A 16,990-nucleotide genomic window follows, 5' to 3' on the forward strand; every position below is an offset into this window, starting at 1 on the left:
CAAAGTGTTCATTGGTCTTGGCAATCCATCATCGGCGCGACCGAAAGCCGGGCGCAGGCGTCAAGAGAGATCACATTCGTTTCAGCCATTCTGGCACCGACCGCCGCTTGCGGCTCCGCCTTGTTTCTGATCGCGAACCGGAAAACCCGGTCAGCCGCTTGCGCCCGTTTGACAAACCCCGCGCCTATCCAGAACCTGGCTGGACCGTCGTGGCAGGGTTTCGGCTGTCAGATTGCGGTGGTACCGCCTCCCCGGCTCGAACGGGGGACCCCCAGATCCACAATCTGGTGCTCTAACCAACTGAGCTAAGGCGGCACAGGCGGCTATCTAGCCCCAGCACGGTCCCGGCGCAAGCCCGTCTTGCCGGTTTTTCGCATGCAGGGTAAGGAAAATGTTCAGATCCACAGGCCACGCGCCAGGAGAACCAGCATGAGCATCAACAGCGAAAGCGATATTGCCGCGAATCTGCAAATCGGGCCTACTGATCGCGGCATGGTCAGGATCTATGTCGAGGCCGAGGGCGTCGATCTACCGCTGGATTTCGATCCCGAAGAGGCCGAAGAGATTGCCGAAGAGCTGCTTGCTGCTGCCGAGGCTGCGCGCAGCATGGGCTCTGGTGGCAAACCGGCCAAGGGCAATGTCAAGAAGCCCCGCCGCTGATTCCCATCGGATCGGTCAGCGCCATCAGCCGGGTGGTCGAGACCCGGGCGATGTCACGTAAAAGCCGGCTGCGCCGTGCCCCGGCCAGCCGCGATTCGGGCCCCATGCGGACCAGTTCGGCCCCCCATGAGTCAGCGCGGATCAGGCCCGAGCCCTGAGGCAGCAGATCTTCGGGAAAATCGGCGTCTACCGCCCAGAAAAAGCGGTCGCAGAACTCAAGATAACCCTGCCATTTGCGGTCCGAGACAAAATCGGCACGACAGCTTTTGCATTCGACCACCCAGATTTCGCCCTTGGGCGAGACCGAGATCACATCGACCCGCAACCCGCCGGTTGGCGTGAACTCTGCCAGTGCTGCATGGCCCAACCCGGTCAGCATCCGCGCCACTCCACGCGCCAGCCGCTGCCCCGGCTGAGCGGGCAGCAGATCTGCTGTGGGGTCGGTTTGAGAGGTCATGTGCCAAACATGAACGAAACGGAAACATCTTGCAAGCGTCGTGCGCAACGGGTCCGGTACTTGCGGCAGGCTGGCCCTCGTCCTATCTAGGGGGCTGGCGGGTTTCTGCTCTTCTCGTGCGTGGCCATTTTTCTCACTGGCCTATAATTTCACCGAGGGGGCTGGCTCTGTCGGGGCCTTGGTCCCGTTATCTGGCGCCCACCTGGATATCCAGGCTTTCGGGGAAACCTGCGCTGCCACGGTTGCTGCGGTTCCCGCCACTCTCCCCCGCTCTCCCTTTTTTTTGCTGGTACCCAAGAAAAAAGGGCGGCCCGCAGGCCGCCCAGAGAGAGGAGGGATCTTCTTTGCGATCAGAAGCCGTAGACCAGCGACACGCCCAGCGTGTTGTCGGTACGGATCGCGCGGTCCGAGACGTATTCGGTCTTGTAGGACACGCGGGTAGCAAAGGCGTCCGTCATCTTGAAGTTCAGACCCAACTCGTTCGTCGCCGTGTCGTTGGTGTCCGAGGTCAGATAGTCGGTGTCGTTGGTGATAAAGAACTGGTCGTTGATCTTGTGATAGAACCGCGACGACAGCAGGTAACCAACTTCGGTATTCGAGACATATTCGAAGGTACCGGTCTTCGGATCGACCGCATCGACGGACAGCACGTCCACAGCCTTGGTGTAGCGCACGCCGACGGCGGCCTGCACGCGCCATGCGGTGGTGTCGTTGGTGATCACGCGGTAACCCGGACCAACACCGAAGTAGGCGTCACGCTTCAGGCGGCCATCCAGTGCTCCAAAGTCCTGATCGCCGGCCAGGCTGACCGGATCGCTGGCCAGCGCATCGGTGGTCAGACGGCCCAGAGCAAAGGCATAGAAGCGATCGTTGAAGTTATACATCCCTTCATAGATCACGTAGGTCTTTTCGGTGTCTTTGTCGCCCGAGTTGTTTTCGCCATACTCAAGCAGCAGGCCGACCGATTGCGAGAACGGGCCCTGGTTGTGCGACAGACGGCCAGCCAGCGTAAAATCCTGGCTGTCGCTGTTGCCGGTGCGGCCGGCATAGGTCAGCGCGACCGAGCCGAACACGCCCTGACGCTGTTGCGGGGTGCCGTAGCGATAGGCGTCGGCCGAGCGGTTGAAGTCGTCGCGGACCGCTTCCTCGACGTCGTTCAGCCGTTCGTTGACCTGCGAGATGCCGGTCGCGTTAGCACCGGTTGCGATCTCGGATTGCGCGAAAGCGGGAGCCGCGAAGGCGGTGGCCAGAACAGTGGCACCAGCAAGATAAGCAAGCGTTTTCATTTTTCAGTCCTTTTTCGAACCGTTTCGTGTCCGTGGCACCGATCTTCCGGGCCACGAGCATCTCTGCTTGGACAGAGGTAAAACGCTGCTCTGAAGCGTTAAAGAGGCCCGGAGATTGCAGACTGACTCTCAAAAAAGTGAAATTTTGTGAGATTTTTAATATCGGCGGAAAATTGACCGTTTGAATTTGTGATGAAACCCTTTCTTCGAAGGGCGGTAACAAAATTTTTCGCCCCAGATCAGCCGCTAACGGCAAGTCCAATTGCTCACGAATTGTAAAGAAGCGGTAATACTTAAAGCCCGAGATGGTTTTGCCTAAAAATTAGGCGGGCGATGGCGGATTTTGCGCGCGTGAAATTGTTGCGAAAGACCCACACTGGTGGCGTAAAAGCGTGCGGGGCTTGCCACGTTCAACGCGGATCGGGTCGGGCGGCTGCCGAAGCTTTTGCGCGCTGCAGGTGAATACGCTGGCGCAATCCACCGCCCGGTCCACCCTGATTGGCCATCAGCATGACGCGAATTCCGAACTGCGTGCCCGAAAAAAGAATGGTGTGAAAGACAATTAGCATAAGCACCGCGATCCATCCGCCACGTGTGGCAGAGATCAAATGGCGCAGCCCTGCTACATCCAAAACCAGCAGTAGCGTTGTGAATGCCAGCGCCAGCGCAAAGCCAATGGCGATGCTGACGATATAAAGGCGGACAAGCTGCGGCATTGAACTTCCCGGGGCATGGTGGTGTCCGGGCATTCTAATGCGGCAGTGTCTGATCGCGAAGGGAAAAACAGGCCCGCGGCAGAATGTCTCGTTCGCGGGCCGGGAATCAAAAGGCCTCGGGCCGGGCCTCGCGCGCCATGTGGTCAAGAACCGCATTGACGAACTTTGCTTCCCGCCCCTCGGCAAAAAATGCCTGAGCGACGCGGACATATTCAGTGATGACCACCTTGGGCGGGGTCTTGGGCGTCACAAGTTCGGCCCCCGCTGCCCGAAAGACCGAGCGCAGAACCGGATCGATGCGCCCGATCGGCCATTTCTCGACCAGCGCACGGTCAGTCATCTGGTCGATGCGGGTCTGCCAGGTGACCGCGTCGTCGACGATCCGGGCAAAAAGCTCTTGGTCGGCGTCATCCGAGGGGACGTCCGCGTCTTCGTTGTCGCGGCCGATACGCCAGTTCAGGAATTCGCGCTGGACGCGGTCGGCCGACTGACCGGCGGCTTCCATCTGGAAAAGTGCCTGCACGGCATAGATCCGGGCGGCCGAGGCGCGGGCCTGCCGTTCTTGCCTGTTGCCGTGCGATTTGTTGCTCGTCCCGCTCATGCGCTGCCCGGCCCGTCGATTTCACCTGCCAGTCGGATAACGTCGCGGGGCGTCGCCGCTGCCTTGTCCCGCGGCGTCTGACCTTCCCAGCCGCGCTTGAGCGCGATCAGGTGCAGCGCCGCTGCCGCCGCACCGCCACCCTTGTTCTGGTCGTCCGGGTTTGCGCGGACCTCGGCCTGAGCAAAATTTTCGACTGTCAGGATGCCGTTGCCGATGCAATGGCCCTGCAACCCCAGCAGCGTCAGCCCGCGCGAGCTGTCGTTGCAGACGGTGTCGTAATGCGTCGTCTCACCCCGGATCACGCAGCCAAGTGCGACATAGCCGTCATAGAGGTTGCGGCTGGCGGCAAGCGCGATGGCAGTGGGAATTTCCAGCGCCCCGGGCACCTCGACCAGATCGACGGCAGCGCCGGCCGATTCGGCGACGCCACGCGCGCCGGCGATCAGCGCATCCGCGATCTGGCGGTAATAAGGCGCGACCACGATCAGCAGGCGCACACTGCCCTCGATCCGGGGCAGCGGCAGTTGGTAATGTTCAATGCTGGCGGCCATGACTTACTCTTCGGGAATTGGACGGGTGGAATGGATGGAAAGTCCGTAGGCGTCAAGCCCGATAGCCCTGACAGGGGCCGAATTGGTCAGCACCACCAGTTCTGACAGGCCAAGCGCAGACAGAATCTGCGCCCCAAGCCCGTATTGGCGCAGCACGTGCGAGGAAACCTCGTCCTGACGCGGCAAGCGCGGCTCAAGGTCGCGGAACAGCACTACGACGCCCCTGCCCTCTTCGGCAATGATACGCATGGCGGCGCCCAGCGTGCCCGCATTCTCGCGCCCGATTCCCAGAACATCATGCAGCGGGTCCAGCACATGCATGCGGACCGGAACCGGACCGGGTTCGCTCAGGTCGCCCTTTGTCAGCACGATATGCTCCGCGCCAGAGATCTCATCCGCAAAGATGCGCATCATCCATTCGCCGCCATGGACGGATTGCACCGCGCGCTGGCCGCGTTCGGCAATCAGGTTGTCGTGGCGGCGGCGGTAGGCGATCAGGTCGCTGATCGTGCCGATCTTCAGCCCGTGCTTCTGGGCAAAGCCGATAAGGTCCGGCAGCCGTGCCATGGTGCCGTCCTCGTTCATGATCTCGCAGATCACGCCCGAAGGGTTCAGTCCGGCCAGCCGCGAGATATCAACTGCGGCCTCGGTATGGCCTGCACGGACCAGAACACCACCGTCGCGGGCGCGCAGCGGAAAGACATGGCCGGGGGTTGCGATATCAGTCGGTCCCTTGCTGGGATCTATGGCCACCGCCACCGTATGGGCGCGGTCATGGGCCGAGATGCCGGTCGTCACGCCCTCGCGCGCTTCGATCGACATGGTAAAGGCGGTCTCGTGCCGGCTGGAGTTCTTGGGGCTCATCAGTGTCAGCCCCAATGCGTCGATGCGCCCGGCGGTCAGTGCCAGACAGATCAGGCCGCGGCCATGTGTGGCCATGAAGTTGATCGCCTCGGGCGTGGCCATCTGGGCGGGGATGATCAGGTCGCCCTCGTTCTCGCGGTCCTCGTGATCGACCAGGATGAACATGCGGCCGTTGCGGGCCTCATTGATGATCTCTTCGGTGGGAGAGATCGCATCGGACCAGTCGATCTCGACCGGGCCAGGCTTGTCATATTGCATCCGCCGCTCCTGCAAAGAACTTCTGGCCGGTGACGAAAGCCGCCAGCCCTCCTGCCATCATGATTTCGCGCTCATGGTCGGTCTCTCCGATCATCAGCACCGCGTCGCCCGGCAGGCCCTGCGCGCGCAGCCAATCCTTCATCCGCTCGCGCATGGCTGACCAGCTTGCGCCAAATTGCGGCAGCGCCAGTGCCGAGACTGCGCCGATCTGCTTGGCAACCGGCTGAGGCGCCAGGCCCGGCCCGTATCCCAGATGTGCGGCGGCGGCGCTTTCGCAGATGCGCTGGCGCTTGGCCGGGCCAACCGGGCGGTCGCTGCGAAACGCCCCCAGCGCATTCGTCGAATAAAGAAAGGCCACCAGATCGCGGCCTGTCGTTGCCCGGACGCCCGCATAGGTGCGGTAGTCAAGCCCCAGCTCTTTGGCCCGGCGCAGTTGCAGGCGCACCACTTCGACCGGCAGGCGCGCGCCCAAAAGCTCGCGCCGTGCCACGCTCCAGCAATGGGCACGAAAGCCGCTGCCAGAGCCGGGGCCGCGATTGTGGCCGATGCCTGCCATCAGCCCGCCTCGGCCAGCCGCGCCACATAGCGCGCCAGAGTGTCGATTTCGAGGTTCACCTGATCGCCGACTTTTGCCGTGCCCCAGGTCGTCACCGCCTGAGTATGGGGGATAAGGTTGATGCCGAAAAGTTCGCCTTCGACCTCATTGACGGTCAAAGATGTGCCGTTCAGCGCCACTGACCCCTTGGGAGCAATGAAACGCGCCAGCTCTTTCGGGGCGCGCAGGGTGATGCGGGTGCTGTCGCCCTCGGTGCGCATCTCTTCGATCAATGCGACGCCGTCGACATGGCCCGAGACGATATGCCCGCCAAGTTCATCCCCGACCCGCAGCGCACGTTCAAGGTTCAGCCGCTTGCCGCGCGCCCAGCCGTTCGCGCCGATATTGGTCTTTGAGATCGTCTCGGCCGAGATATCGACGTCAAACCAGTCCGCACCCTTTTCGATCACGGTCAGGCAGATGCCGTCGCAGGCAATCGAGGCCCCCAGATCGACCCCCGACATATCGTAACGGCACGAGATCCGCGCCCGCATGTCACCGCGCATCTCGACGCTGGAAACCTCGCCGATATCGGTGATGATGCCGGTAAACATGCGCATACCCCTTTTGCTTTTCAGGCTGAGAACTAGAACTTCGGGGGCGCTACTGCAAGCAAACGTGAAGCTGTGGCGCAACGTTCATCAGTTAATAAATCGTAAAAACCCGTGACAGGCTGTGAAAATTGGGGCAATCAGGTGTAGACATGACTTCGGTGGCCGGACGCTGCCTGTAGCGAATAGCCATGACGCCGGTGGCAGGGCGCCGCCTGTAGCGAAACGCCCGCTCAATTTTGCTCATCACTGACGCCAGATCCACCGAATGCTGAAAGCCAAGACGGAAACGCCTTCATCCGATCCCGCACCATTGGTGCCGGAGATCCAGAACCACCCCCGACGCAAAGCCGGTGGCGCGGTGCGCGCGGCCACGGCTGCGCTGTCGGTGGTGGGTGCCAGTGCGGCTTTACCTGCCACCAAGCGGGTCTTTCTGATGCTTCAGGGGCCGCATGGCCCGTTCTTTGATCGGGTGGGCCTGCTGCTGCGCGCTACCGGGGCGCAGGTCTGGCGCGTGGGCTTTAACGCAGGCGATGAGTTCTTTTGGTCGGACAAGCCGCGGTTCATCCGTCATGCCTCAGGTCCCGAGGACTGGCCCGAGCATCTGGAACAGATCATCACCGAGAAGGGCGTGACCGACATCGTGCTTTATGGCGATGTCCGTCCGATCCATGCCGTTGCGCGCGAGGCTGCGCAGCGCCACGATCTGGTGCTGCATGTTTTCGAAGAAGGTTATCTGCGCCCGTTCTGGATCACCTATGAACGCGGCGGCTCGAACGGGCATTCGGCGCTGATGCGCATCCCCGTGCGTGAGATGCGCAATGCTCTGCGCAATCGCATGAATGAGATGAACCGCCCTCCGGCGCGCTGGGGCGATATGCGTCAGCACAAATTCTATGGCGCGCTTTACCATTTCCTCGTGCTGGCGGCGAACCGGCGTTATCCCGGTTATCGCACCCATCGCCAGATCGGCGTGTTCCAGGAGTTCCGGCTGAACCTGCGCCGCTTTCTGCTGACGCCCTTTGACACATTGGCGCAGATGCGCGAGACGCGCTCAGTTCGTCGCGGCGGCTTTCCTTATGTTCTGGTGCTCATGCAGCTTGAGCATGATTCGAACTTTGTCGCTCATTCGCCCTATCAGCGCATGTCCGAATTTACTGATGAGGTGCTGACGGAATTCGCCCGCTCGGCCCCGCGCCATCATCACATCGTCTTCAAGGCGCATCCGCTTGAAGATGGGCGCGGCGGCGTCCGCCGGGCGATCCTGGACAGGGCGCGGATGCTGGGAATCGAAGAGCGGGTCCATTTCGTGCGGGGCGGCAAGCTTGCGCGCCTGCTTAATCAGGCGCGGGCAGCGGTGACCGTGAACTCTACCGCAGCGCAGCAGGCCCTGTGGCGCGGTCTGCCGGTCAAGGCGATGGGACAGGCGGTCTTTGGCAAGCCGGGTCTTGTTTCGGACCAGAGCCTTGCCGAGTTCCTTAGCGATCCGCGCCCGCCGCATGCCCTTTCCTATCGTCGTTATCGCGACTTTCTGCTGGAAAGCAGCCAGGTGCCCGGCGGGTTCTATGCCTCGCATTCGCGGGCTCATGCGCTGCGGCTGGTCGTTGATATGATGTTGGCGCCCGAGGATCCTTATCAGGCACTTTTTGCCGGCCGGGGCAAATATCGGCAACAAATGGGCGTTAGCGACGACTAGGTTGCCAAGAATTATGGAAAACCCGGACATGCTGCGCTAACGTGCGGCAAAACAAGCATTGCGATCCGGGAATCGCGCGAGAGGACAGGAGTAACAGTTTGACGCAAGCAGGTTTTTCGCGCTTTGGATCCGGCGCGCTCGGTGGCCGGAGACAGTCCCTTGCCGCCCGCATGGCCCAGGTTGCCCTGGTGGGGGCAATGCTTCTGGTCTCGGCCTGCGGACTGCCCCGTTCGGGCCCGACCAAGGGCGAGATCCTTTCGGGTTCGGTGGAAAAAGGCGGCAGCACCCATATCATCAATGTCGATAACCGGGTGAACCGTGCTGCGAACTTTACCCCCGCCTATGGTTTCTCGGCCGATTTCCGCGCCGCCGGCACCGTCGGTGCCGATGAAATCCGCCCCGGCGACGTGCTGGGCCTGTCGATCTGGGAAAACGTCGATGACGGGCTGCTGGCCTCGATGGGACAAAGCTCGACCCAGCTGACCGAACTTCAGGTGGACAGCCAGGGCTATATCTTTGTGCCCTATGCGGGCCGGGTTCGTGCCGCTGGTAACAGCCCCGAGGAGCTGCGTCGCCTTATCACGCAAAAGCTGGAAACCCAGACCCCCGACCCGCAGGTTATGGTAACCCGCGTGGCCGGCGACGGCGCGACCGTCTCGGTCATGGGCAAGGTGAACGCGCAAGGCGTCTATCCGATCGAGCGTCCGACCCGTACCCTGTCTTCGATGTTGTCGCGGGCTGGCGGTGTCGCGATCGAGCCGGAAATTGCCGTGGTAACCGTCAAACGTGGCAACTCCAGCGGCAAGGTCTGGCTGCGCGATCTGTATTCAAACGCCCGCAACGATATCGCGCTGCGCCCCGGCGACGTGATCCTGGTCGAAGAGGACCAGCGCAGCTTTACCGCGCTTGGGGCGCTTGGCGGCCAGACCAAGGTGCCGCTTGGCAATGAACAGATCAGCGCGATCGAAGCGGTGGCCATGGTCGGCGGTCTTAGCACCCAGCTTGCCGATCCCAAGGGCGTGTTCATCCTGCGCGATGAGCCGCAATCGGTGGCGCGCGCCGTGCTGGGCCGCAACGACATCTATGGCACCCAGCGATTCGCCTATGTTCTGGACCTGACCAAGCCGGACGGCATGTTCCTGGCCCGTGACTTTGTCATCCGCGATGGCGACACTGTCTATGTGACTGAGGCCCCGTTCGTCCAATGGCGCAAGACCCTGCAATCGATCCTTGGCACTGCGACCGAGGTCGGCAGCGTCGACAACGCCTTCAACTAGGTCGAATGGTGCAGACTGATAAAGCCGCCGGGGGATCTCGGCGGCTTTTCATATGTAACGGCGGTTTTCTTACCCGCCCGCGACTTCGTCGTATTCTTGCCCTTGCCGGATGGTCGGTGCGGGTCGGGGTGCCGGGACGCAGTGATTACGTAGGCATCTGGGGCGACAGTCCGACTGCATGGCGCGGCAAGGCGCTGGCCGGTCGGACTGGTGCCCGGCTGGTGCGCTTCGAAGACGCGTTCCTTCGCTCAGTCCTGCCCGGGCGGGCGCGGGGCACAGTGGCGCGGCGCGGCCCCGTTGGTCTGATGATCGACCCTATCGGGTTGCATTTTGATCCCCGTGCGCCGTCGCTTATCGAAACTCTGGTCCATGCGCCTGAAACGCAGGCGCAGCTTGATCGCGCCCGTCAGGGGATCGAGCGGCTGATTGCGGCTGATCTGTCGAAATACAATGCCCATCTGCCCGCTGTTGCGCCGCCGACCCCCGGCTATGTTCTGGTGATCGACCAGACGCGCGGCGATGCCTCACTGATGGGGGCGACGCGGGATGATTTCCTGCGGATGCTTCAGGCGGCGCGGGATGAAAATCCAGGCCAGCCTGTCGTCATTCGTAGCCACCCTGAGACAGCGCGGGGTCTGCGTCCCGGCCACTTTACCCCGCAGGACCTGCGTCCGGGGGATGAGTTCTGCGATAGCCCGGTCTCTCCCTGGGCGCTATTGCGCGGTGCGGCGGGGGTCTATGTCCTGTCTTCGCAGCTGGGGTATGAAGCTATGCTTGCCGGCCACAGGCCGCGGGTCTTTGGCCAGCCGTTCTATGCCGGTTGGGGCTTGTCCGAGGATCAGCATCCCGTCCCGCGCCGCCGCCCTGCCAGTATCGAACAGCTCTTTGCCGCCAGTCATCTGCTTGCCCCGGTCTGGTATGATCCCTGCCGGGACCGGCTGACCGATTTTGAGGGCGCGATGGACCAGATCGAGGCCGAGGCCCGGGCATGGCGTCAGGATCATGACGGGCATCTGGCCTATGGTATGCGGCTGTGGAAGCGGCCCTTTATGGCGCGCTTTTTCGGCAGCGGCCGGGGGGTGCGGTTCAGCGACAAGCCGGGGCCACAGGTCACTATGGCCTGGGCCAATCGCGCGGACGAGACACCCGGCGCGCTGCGGGTCGAGGATGGGTTTCTGCGCTCGCGCGGTTTGGGTGCGGCGCTGGTTCCGCCGCTGTCGCTGGTCGCTGACGATCTTGGCATCTATTACGATCCCAGCCGCGAAAGCCGGTTTGAGCGGCTGATGGCCCAGCCCCTGCCCCCCGGTGGGCGCGAGCGGGCGTCGCGACTGGCGCGGCAGCTGACCAGGGCCGGGATCACCAAATACAATCTGACCGGACAGCTGCCTGATCTGCCCCCCGGACGCCGCATCCTTGTGCCCGGACAGGTCGAGGATGACGCCTCGATCCGTCTCGGCGCGGGCGAGGTGCGCAGCAATCTTGCCCTGCTGCAACGGGTGCGGGCCGAAAACCCCGATGCCGTGCTGATCTATAAGCCCCATCCCGATGTCGAGGCTGGCCTGCGCCCCGGGCTGATCCCCGCGGCTGCGCTTGATGCGTTAGCCGATGTCGTTGCCCACGGTGCTCCGGCGGATGCGCTGCTGGGCAAGGTTGATGAGGTCTGGACCATGACCTCAACCCTTGGATTCGAGGCACTGTTGCGCGGCGTTTCGGTCACGACGCTGGGCGCACCCTTCTATGCAGGCTGGGGTCTGACCCGCGATCTGGGGTCGGTTCCCGCCCGCCGGCAGGTGCGGGCCGATCTTGAGCAACTGATCTATTGCGCGCTGATCGCCTATCCGCGCTATTTCGACCCGGTCAGCCGCCTGCCCTGCCCGCCCGAAGTCGCGGTTGAGCGGCTTTCGGACCCGACATTCGTATCGGGCGGTCCAGCCTTGCGCTGGCTTGCCAAGGCGCAGGGTGTACTTTCCAGCTATGCCTGGTTGTGGCGGCGCTAGTCGCGCAGCCAGCGATGCATAAGATCAGGGCCGATGCGCCGGGTCTCAGCCAGGTGAAAGCGTGGGGCATCGGCCAGATGATCCAGCGCAAGGGCTCCGATCCCGCTGCGTGCATCACCGCCCAGAACGACCCCGGCGCTATAACCGATCAGCTGATCAACCAGTCCGGCGCGCAGCAGGCTGGCGGCCAGCACCCCGCCCCCCTCGCAAAAGATCCGCGTCAGGCCACGGGCTCCAAGCTCGGCCATAAAGCCCTCAGGTGCGCCCGAAACCTGCCATAGCGGCCCATGTTCGGCCCCCTCTGGCGGCAGTTCGGGCAAGGGGCGAGACGAGACGACGACCCGCACCGGCTGGCGCACCGCGCCAAAGCCGCGCACGTTCAGACCGGGCCGGTCAGTGCGGGCGGTTTCGCCCCCGACCATCACCGCGTCATGCGCAAGACGCAGCGCATGGACATGGCGACGTGAATCGGGACCGGTGATCCATTGGCTTTCACCCGAGGCGGTGGCGATGCGACCATCGAAACTGACGGCCAGTTTTAGGGTCAGCATGGGCCGGCCAAGCTGGATGCGGTTTAGAAACCCCCGCTGCAACTCGCGTGCCTCGGCCTCGCACACATCTTCGGTCACAGTGATGCCCGCCTCACGCAGCATGGCATGGCCGCGCCCGGCGACGCGTGGATCTGGGTCTGTCAGCGCCGAGACGACGCGGCTTACCCCTGCCCGGATCAGCGCCTCGGCACAAGGAGGGGTTTTGCCGTGATGGGCGCAGGGCTCAAGCGTGACATAGGCCGTGGCGCCACGCGCGGCCTCGCCCGCCTGCATCAGCGCCCTGACTTCGGCATGGGGGCGCCCGCCGGGCTGAGTCCAGCCGCGCCCGACGATGACACCGTCGCGCACCAGCACGCAGCCGACGGCAGGATTAGGCCAGACATTGCCAAGCCCGCGCCGCGCCAGCGCCAGCGCGTGCCGCATGTGGCGCAGGTCGTTCACTCTTCGACCGCTTGCGGCCGCAATTCGGACACGAATTTGTCGAAATCGTCCGCTGCCTGGAAGTTTTTGTAAACGCTGGCGAAACGGACATAGGCGACGGTGTCGATCCGGGCCAGAGTCTCCATCACGATCTCGCCTATGACCTTCGAGGGAATGTCGGTGTCGCCAAGGCTTTCCAGCCGTCGCACGATGCCCGAAATCATCTGGTCGATACGCTCCGGCTCAATCGGGCGTTTCTGCATGGCGATGCGGATCGAACGCTCAAGCTTGCTGCGGTCGAAATCCTCGCGCCGGCCGTTTGATTTGACGACCACCAGATCGCGCAGCTGCACCCGTTCATAGGTGGTAAACCGCCCGCCGCAGGCCGGACAAAAGCGGCGGCGGCGGATGGCCACGTTGTCTTCGGCAGGACGCGAATCCTTGACCTGCGTATCGACATTTCCACAGAAAGGACAGCGCATCCCTTGTTCCCCCAAAGCCCCGGACCCCAGTCAGTATAGGCAAGCCCAAACCGCTTGGGTAGCCCATTGATCATCATACCAGATAGGGGATGGATCTGTGGCTGGTTGACGCTGCGGCAATCGGGTCTGGCCCGGGAGCGGGACGGGAATTTGCGCTGATATCTCGACAGGCTTGCGGGCGCGTGCAACATTTCCCCCACTATCGGCCGCCAGAAGGGGGCCGATCAATGCGGAGGAACCCAATGAAAAAAACCAACCAGATCGACCGGCGCGGCTTTCTGACCCGCGCCACGGTTGGCGGTACAGTGGCGGCGACCGGGGCCGCTTTGGCTGCGCCCGCCATCGCGCAGGAAATGCCCGAGGTGAAATGGCGTCTGACCTCGGCCTTTCCCAAGTCGCTGGACACGATCTATGGCGGCGCCGAAGTGCTGTCGAAATATCTGTCCGAGGCGACGGGCGGCAAATTCCAGCTGCAGGTCTTTGCGGGTGGCGAGATCGTCCCGGGCCTGCAGGCGCAGGATGCTGTGACCGACGGCACGGTCGAGGCCTGCCATTCGGTCGGCTATTACAGCTGGGGCAAGGACCCGACCTTTGCGCTGGGATCTGCGGTGCCTTTCGCGCTGTCGGCGCGGGCGATGAACGCCTGGCAATACCACGGCGGTGGCATTGATCTTTATAATGAATTCCTTGCCACGCATAATATTTTCGGCCTGCCGGGCGGCAACACCGGCGCGCAGATGGGCGGCTGGTTCCGCAAAGAAATCGCCTCGGTGGACGATCTCAAGGGGCTCAAGATCCGGGTCGGCGGCTTTGCCGGCAAGGTGCTTGAGCGGCTGGGTGCCGTGCCTCAGCAGATCGCTGGCGGCGACATTTACCCGGCGCTGGAAAAGGGCACCATCGACGCCTCGGAATGGGTCGGCCCCTATGACGACCTCAAGCTCGGCTTCTATAAGGTCGCGCCCTATTACTACTACCCCGGCTGGTGGGAAGGCGGCCCGACCGTCCATTTCTTCTTCAGCAAAGAGAAATACGAATCGCTGCCCGACAACTACAAGTCGCTGCTGCGTACGGCATGTCAGGCGGTCGATGCCGACATGCTGCAAAAATACGACCACCTGAACCCTGTTGCGCTAAAAGAACTAGTCGCTTCGGGCGCTCAGCTGCGTTCGTTCAGCGCCGAGATTCTGGACGCCTGCTATAAGGCCGCGAACGAAGTCTATGCCGAGCTTGAGGCATCGAACGCGCCGTTCAAGAAAATCTGGGATTCGCTCAAGGTCGCCCGCGCGGACTGGTACCTGTATAACCAGACCTCGGAATATACCTACGACACCTTCATGATGATCCAGCAGCGTAACGGCACGCTCTGAGCCATCTTCAGACCGACAAGATGGGCCGCTGCGAGTATATCGCGGCGGCCCTTTTCTGTGGCGGCGTTCATGAAAAAGACGGCCCGGAGGCCGCCTTTGCTATCAGTTGCCCTGAGGCTGCGCTGGTGCGGTCAGACCGGGTGGCGGGCCCGACAGCGGCCCACCCAGCCCGTCCGCCGGCGCAGCGGGGGCGGCAGCTTCGGGCGCAGGCGTTTCGGGTGCAGGGCTGGTGCTCGCGCCGAAATCCGGTGCCCCGCCAAGACCGCCCAGCCCATCCAGCGAGGGGGCTGCGGGCGCGGTCGTGCCTTGCTGGCCAAAGGGATCTCCTCCCCCAAGCCCGCCAAAGCCGCCAAGGCCCCCCAACTCGCCGCCGCCCGAGGGGATCTCGATACGGACGTTCGAGGTGTCGATCGGCGCGCCTTTGTAATGCATGACCAGCCCGGGGAAGATCATCACGATCGCCACCATGACCAGCTGGATACAGACATAGGGCACCGCGCCCCAATAGATCTGCCCGGTGGTCACTGGCTGCATCGTCCGCCCCGTCACCTTGTCCTGATAGGGTGCCCGCGGTGCGACCGATCGCAGGAAGAACAGCGCAAAGCCAAAGGGTGGATGCATAAAGCTGGTCTGCATGTTCACGCCCAGCAGGACGCCGAACCAGATCAGGTCGATGCCCATGGCCTCGGCCGCGGGGGCAAGCAGCGGCACGATGATGAAGGCCAGTTCGAAGAAATCCAGAAAGAACGCCAGCAGAAAGACCAGCAGCGACACCGCGATCAGGAAGCCGTATTCGCCCCCGGGCAGCGAGGTCAGCAGATGTTCGACCCACAGATGCCCGTTCACGCCATAGAAGGTCAGCGAGAACACCCGCGCCCCGATCAGGATGAACATGACAAAAGCCGACAACCGCGTCGTGGCCAGCAGCGCCTGTCGGATCACGTCATAGTTCAGCCGGTTCTTGATTCCTGCAAGAAACAGCGCCCCGACCGCGCCCATCGCACCCCCTTCAGAGGGCGTGGCGATGCCCAGAAAGATCGTGCCCAGCACCAGAAAGATCAGTGCCATTGGCGGGATCAGCACGATGATGACCTGTTGCGCAAGGCGCGACATCAGGTTGGTGTTCATCGCCCGGTCCAAAAGCGCCAGCACATAGATCACGATCACCGCCAGAGCCGGAGCCAGGATGTCGGCATCGCGTCCCTGCGTCGGGTAAAGCCAGCGGAATGCAAGCCACGCCATCCCAAGCGTCAGTGCCAGCGCCACCAGCAGCGAGGTAACGCCCGAGCCAAGCGTCCGCGCCTCTTTCGGCAGGGCCGGCAGGCTGTTCGGGCGGATGATCGACATGACAAAGATGTAAAGGATGTAGATCCCGGTCAGCACCAGGCCGGGGATCAGCGCGCCCTTGTACATGTCACCGACCGACCGGCCAAGCTGGTCGGCAAGCACGATCAGCACCAGCGACGGCGGGATGATCTGCGCCAGCGTACCGGCTGCGGCGATGGTGCCGGCAGAGATGCTGCGATCATAGCCATAGCGCAGCATGATCGGCAGCGAGATCAGCCCCATGGCAATGACCGATGCAGCAACAACCCCGGTCGTCGCAGCAAGAAGCGCGCCGACAATGATGACCGCATAGGCCAGACCACCCCGGATCGGACCGAAAAGCTGACCGATGGTGTCAAGCAGGTCTTCGGCCATGCCGGATTTCTCCAGCACGATGCCCATGAAGGTAAAGAATGGAATGGCAAGCAATGTCTCGTTTGACAGTACCCCCCATAACCTTTCTGGCATGGCGTTCAGCAGGGGCCAGCTAAGGTTGATACTACCGCCCGACAGCGGAGCGAGCTCGACCCCGATGACAAAGAACAGCAGCCCGTTTGCCGCCAGCGCGAACGCGACCGGATAGCCAAAGAGCAGAAAGAGCACCAGCGAGGCGAACATGATCGGCGCCATGTTCTGCGCGATGAAGACCATCATTTGCGGCTGTCTCCGTCCTCGGTGTCCTGTTCCAGTACGGCCTGCATCTCGCGCGCCATCATCTCGCTTTCCACGGCCGCGGCCTCATGGGCCGAGACGAAGGGGGTGGGGTCCTCGATGACGCCACGCATGACGGCGATCTTTTTGATGATCTCGGAAATGCCCTGAAAGAACAGCATGATAAAGGCGATGAGCAACATCATCTTGGCAGGCCACAGCACCAGCCCCCCAGCGTTGTTCGAGACCTCGCCCCGCGCATAAGAGCGCATCACCCAAGGGTAGAGATACCAGATCATCAGCGTGACAAAGGGCATCAGAAACAGGACATGCCCGATCAGGTCGATCCAGTGCTGACGGCGTCGGCTCCACATCCCGTAGATGATGTCGATGCGGATATGCTCGTTCTCTTTGAGCGTATACGCCGCCGCGCCAAGGAACGCGGCCCCAAAGAGGTACCATTGCAGTTCAAGCCAGGCGTTGGACGAGGTGTTCAGCACCTTGCGGACGACAGCATTCCCGGCGCTGACCAGAACGGCGACCAGGATCATCCAGCTCATGCCGCGGCCGATGATCGAGTTGATGCGGTCTATGCCGCGCGACAGGCCCAGCAGGGCACCCATATGAAAACCTCCCTCGTTCAATGGCAGCCCATGCGTGACGGGCCCCGGATTGTCCCTGACT

17 protein-coding genes and 1 tRNA gene are annotated in these 16,990 nt (G+C 62.6%); 5 read left to right on the forward strand and 13 right to left on the reverse strand.

The genetic code is table 11. From position 1 onward, the window contains the following. Positions 1–238 precede the first annotated feature (238 nt). Positions 239–315: transfer RNA gene (locus tag PARACOCCUSGL_RS0115195), tRNA-His, on the reverse strand. A gap of 114 nt (positions 316–429) precedes the next feature. Here PARACOCCUSGL_RS0115195 and PARACOCCUSGL_RS0115200 point away from each other — a divergent pair. After that, positions 430–660 carry a DUF6324 family protein gene (locus tag PARACOCCUSGL_RS0115200; RefSeq protein ID WP_010398313.1) on the forward strand — a complete coding sequence of 77 codons (231 nt, stop codon included), beginning with the start codon at positions 430–432 and terminating at the stop codon, positions 658–660. On the opposite strand, the gene PARACOCCUSGL_RS0115205 is transcribed toward PARACOCCUSGL_RS0115200, so the two are convergent. The 8 genes from PARACOCCUSGL_RS0115205 to PARACOCCUSGL_RS0115240 all read right to left on the reverse strand — a co-directional run bounded on the left by PARACOCCUSGL_RS0115205 (position 641) and on the right by PARACOCCUSGL_RS0115240 (position 6,542). After that, positions 641–1,117, reverse strand: coding sequence for an MmcB family DNA repair protein (locus PARACOCCUSGL_RS0115205; protein ID WP_029372386.1), 477 nt, complete (start codon positions 1,115–1,117; stop codon positions 641–643). The genes PARACOCCUSGL_RS0115200 and PARACOCCUSGL_RS0115205 overlap by 20 nt on opposite strands. A 350-nt stretch (positions 1,118–1,467) precedes the next feature. Beyond that, positions 1,468–2,403, reverse strand: a complete 936-nt coding sequence (locus tag PARACOCCUSGL_RS0115210) for a YdiY family protein (protein WP_010398316.1) — start codon at positions 2,401–2,403, stop codon at positions 1,468–1,470. A 410-nt stretch (positions 2,404–2,813) separates the two neighbouring features. After that, positions 2,814–3,119 carry a hypothetical protein gene (locus PARACOCCUSGL_RS0115215; RefSeq protein ID WP_010398321.1) on the reverse strand — a complete coding sequence of 102 codons (306 nt, stop codon included), beginning with the start codon at positions 3,117–3,119 and terminating at the stop codon, positions 2,814–2,816. Between the two features lie 106 nt (positions 3,120–3,225). Beyond that, positions 3,226–3,720: a transcription antitermination factor NusB gene (gene nusB / locus PARACOCCUSGL_RS0115220; RefSeq protein WP_010398323.1), complete on the reverse strand. Its 495-nt coding sequence runs from the start codon at positions 3,718–3,720 to the stop codon at positions 3,226–3,228. Next, complete coding sequence (locus PARACOCCUSGL_RS0115225) at positions 3,717–4,271, reverse strand: 6,7-dimethyl-8-ribityllumazine synthase (protein ID WP_010398325.1); 555 nt, start codon at positions 4,269–4,271, stop codon at positions 3,717–3,719. Before PARACOCCUSGL_RS0115225 ends, nusB begins: the two co-directional genes overlap by 4 nt. Before the next feature lie 3 nt (positions 4,272–4,274). Next, positions 4,275–5,393 (reverse strand): 3,4-dihydroxy-2-butanone-4-phosphate synthase, encoded by a 1,119-nt coding sequence (gene ribB / locus PARACOCCUSGL_RS0115230; RefSeq protein WP_010398328.1) that lies wholly within the window; start codon positions 5,391–5,393, stop codon positions 4,275–4,277. Next, positions 5,383–5,949 (reverse strand): hypothetical protein, encoded by a 567-nt coding sequence (locus tag PARACOCCUSGL_RS0115235; protein ID WP_010398330.1) that lies wholly within the window; start codon positions 5,947–5,949, stop codon positions 5,383–5,385. Before PARACOCCUSGL_RS0115235 ends, ribB begins: the two co-directional genes overlap by 11 nt. Beyond that, a complete protein-coding gene (locus PARACOCCUSGL_RS0115240; protein ID WP_010398332.1) occupies positions 5,949–6,542 on the reverse strand; it encodes a riboflavin synthase in 594 nt (197 codons plus the stop codon). The genes PARACOCCUSGL_RS0115235 and PARACOCCUSGL_RS0115240 overlap by 1 nt, the downstream gene beginning before the upstream one ends. Positions 6,543–6,807: 265 nt before the next feature. On the opposite strand from PARACOCCUSGL_RS0115240, the gene PARACOCCUSGL_RS0115245 reads away from it, so the two are divergent. From PARACOCCUSGL_RS0115245 to PARACOCCUSGL_RS0115255, 3 genes are all read left to right on the forward strand, one after another. Further along, positions 6,808–8,235 (forward strand): capsule biosynthesis protein CapA, encoded by a 1,428-nt coding sequence (locus tag PARACOCCUSGL_RS0115245; protein WP_010398334.1) that lies wholly within the window; start codon positions 6,808–6,810, stop codon positions 8,233–8,235. A gap of 170 nt (positions 8,236–8,405) precedes the next feature. Then, positions 8,406–9,512, forward strand: a complete 1,107-nt coding sequence (locus PARACOCCUSGL_RS0115250; protein WP_010398336.1) for a polysaccharide biosynthesis/export family protein — start codon at positions 8,406–8,408, stop codon at positions 9,510–9,512. 5 nt (positions 9,513–9,517) lie between these two features. Next, on the forward strand, positions 9,518–11,509 hold the full coding sequence (locus tag PARACOCCUSGL_RS0115255; protein WP_029372392.1) for a capsular polysaccharide biosynthesis protein: 1,992 nt from the start codon (positions 9,518–9,520) through the stop codon (positions 11,507–11,509). Here PARACOCCUSGL_RS0115255 and ribD read toward each other — a convergent pair. Further along, entirely contained in the window at positions 11,506–12,483 is a 978-nt protein-coding gene (gene ribD / locus PARACOCCUSGL_RS0115260; protein ID WP_010398339.1) for a bifunctional diaminohydroxyphosphoribosylaminopyrimidine deaminase/5-amino-6-(5-phosphoribosylamino)uracil reductase RibD, read from the reverse strand. The genes PARACOCCUSGL_RS0115255 and ribD overlap by 4 nt on opposite strands. 14 nt (positions 12,484–12,497) lie before the next feature. After that, positions 12,498–12,962, reverse strand: coding sequence for a transcriptional regulator NrdR (nrdR, locus tag PARACOCCUSGL_RS0115265; protein WP_010398342.1), 465 nt, complete (start codon positions 12,960–12,962; stop codon positions 12,498–12,500). A gap of 260 nt (positions 12,963–13,222) precedes the next feature. Between nrdR and PARACOCCUSGL_RS0115270 the strand changes: the two genes are divergently transcribed. Continuing rightward, complete coding sequence (locus PARACOCCUSGL_RS0115270) at positions 13,223–14,329, forward strand: TRAP transporter substrate-binding protein (protein ID WP_029372394.1); 1,107 nt, start codon at positions 13,223–13,225, stop codon at positions 14,327–14,329. Positions 14,330–14,431: 102 nt separating this feature from the next. On the opposite strand, the gene PARACOCCUSGL_RS0115275 is transcribed toward PARACOCCUSGL_RS0115270, so the two are convergent. Further along, positions 14,432–16,309 (reverse strand): TRAP transporter large permease subunit, encoded by a 1,878-nt coding sequence (locus PARACOCCUSGL_RS0115275; protein ID WP_010398346.1) that lies wholly within the window; start codon positions 16,307–16,309, stop codon positions 14,432–14,434. After that, entirely contained in the window at positions 16,306–16,929 is a 624-nt protein-coding gene (locus PARACOCCUSGL_RS0115280; protein ID WP_010398348.1) for a TRAP transporter small permease subunit, read from the reverse strand. The genes PARACOCCUSGL_RS0115275 and PARACOCCUSGL_RS0115280 overlap by 4 nt, the downstream gene beginning before the upstream one ends. Between the last annotated feature and the right edge of the window lie 61 nt (positions 16,930–16,990).

The organism is Paracoccus sp. TRP, assembly GCF_000185925.1.
Taxonomy (GTDB): Bacteria; Pseudomonadota; Alphaproteobacteria; order Rhodobacterales; family Rhodobacteraceae; genus Paracoccus; species Paracoccus kondratievae.

What these genes read in the sequence shown, in the direction of transcription:
- PARACOCCUSGL_RS0115200 (WP_010398313.1), top strand. Translation starts at nt 430, where the DNA reads ATGAGCATCAACAGCGAAAGCGATATTGCCGCGAATCTGCAAATCGGG.
- PARACOCCUSGL_RS0115205 (WP_029372386.1), bottom strand. Translation starts at nt 1,117, where the DNA reads ATGACCTCTCAAACCGACCCCACAGCAGATCTGCTGCCCGCTCAGCCG.
- PARACOCCUSGL_RS0115210 (WP_010398316.1), bottom strand. Translation starts at nt 2,403, where the DNA reads ATGAAAACGCTTGCTTATCTTGCTGGTGCCACTGTTCTGGCCACCGCC.
- PARACOCCUSGL_RS0115215 (WP_010398321.1), bottom strand. Translation starts at nt 3,119, where the DNA reads ATGCCGCAGCTTGTCCGCCTTTATATCGTCAGCATCGCCATTGGCTTT.
- nusB (WP_010398323.1), bottom strand. Translation starts at nt 3,720, where the DNA reads ATGAGCGGGACGAGCAACAAATCGCACGGCAACAGGCAAGAACGGCAG.
- PARACOCCUSGL_RS0115225 (WP_010398325.1), bottom strand. Translation starts at nt 4,271, where the DNA reads ATGGCCGCCAGCATTGAACATTACCAACTGCCGCTGCCCCGGATCGAG.
- ribB (WP_010398328.1), bottom strand. Translation starts at nt 5,393, where the DNA reads ATGCAATATGACAAGCCTGGCCCGGTCGAGATCGACTGGTCCGATGCG.
- PARACOCCUSGL_RS0115235 (WP_010398330.1), bottom strand. Translation starts at nt 5,949, where the DNA reads ATGGCAGGCATCGGCCACAATCGCGGCCCCGGCTCTGGCAGCGGCTTT.
- PARACOCCUSGL_RS0115240 (WP_010398332.1), bottom strand. Translation starts at nt 6,542, where the DNA reads ATGTTTACCGGCATCATCACCGATATCGGCGAGGTTTCCAGCGTCGAG.
- PARACOCCUSGL_RS0115245 (WP_010398334.1), top strand. Translation starts at nt 6,808, where the DNA reads ATGCTGAAAGCCAAGACGGAAACGCCTTCATCCGATCCCGCACCATTG.
- PARACOCCUSGL_RS0115250 (WP_010398336.1), top strand. Translation starts at nt 8,406, where the DNA reads ATGGCCCAGGTTGCCCTGGTGGGGGCAATGCTTCTGGTCTCGGCCTGC.
- PARACOCCUSGL_RS0115255 (WP_029372392.1), top strand. Translation starts at nt 9,518, where the DNA reads ATGGTGCAGACTGATAAAGCCGCCGGGGGATCTCGGCGGCTTTTCATA.
- ribD (WP_010398339.1), bottom strand. Translation starts at nt 12,483, where the DNA reads ATGCGGCACGCGCTGGCGCTGGCGCGGCGCGGGCTTGGCAATGTCTGG.
- nrdR (WP_010398342.1), bottom strand. Translation starts at nt 12,962, where the DNA reads ATGCGCTGTCCTTTCTGTGGAAATGTCGATACGCAGGTCAAGGATTCG.
- PARACOCCUSGL_RS0115275 (WP_010398346.1), bottom strand. Translation starts at nt 16,309, where the DNA reads ATGATGGTCTTCATCGCGCAGAACATGGCGCCGATCATGTTCGCCTCG.
- PARACOCCUSGL_RS0115280 (WP_010398348.1), bottom strand. Translation starts at nt 16,929, where the DNA reads ATGGGTGCCCTGCTGGGCCTGTCGCGCGGCATAGACCGCATCAACTCG.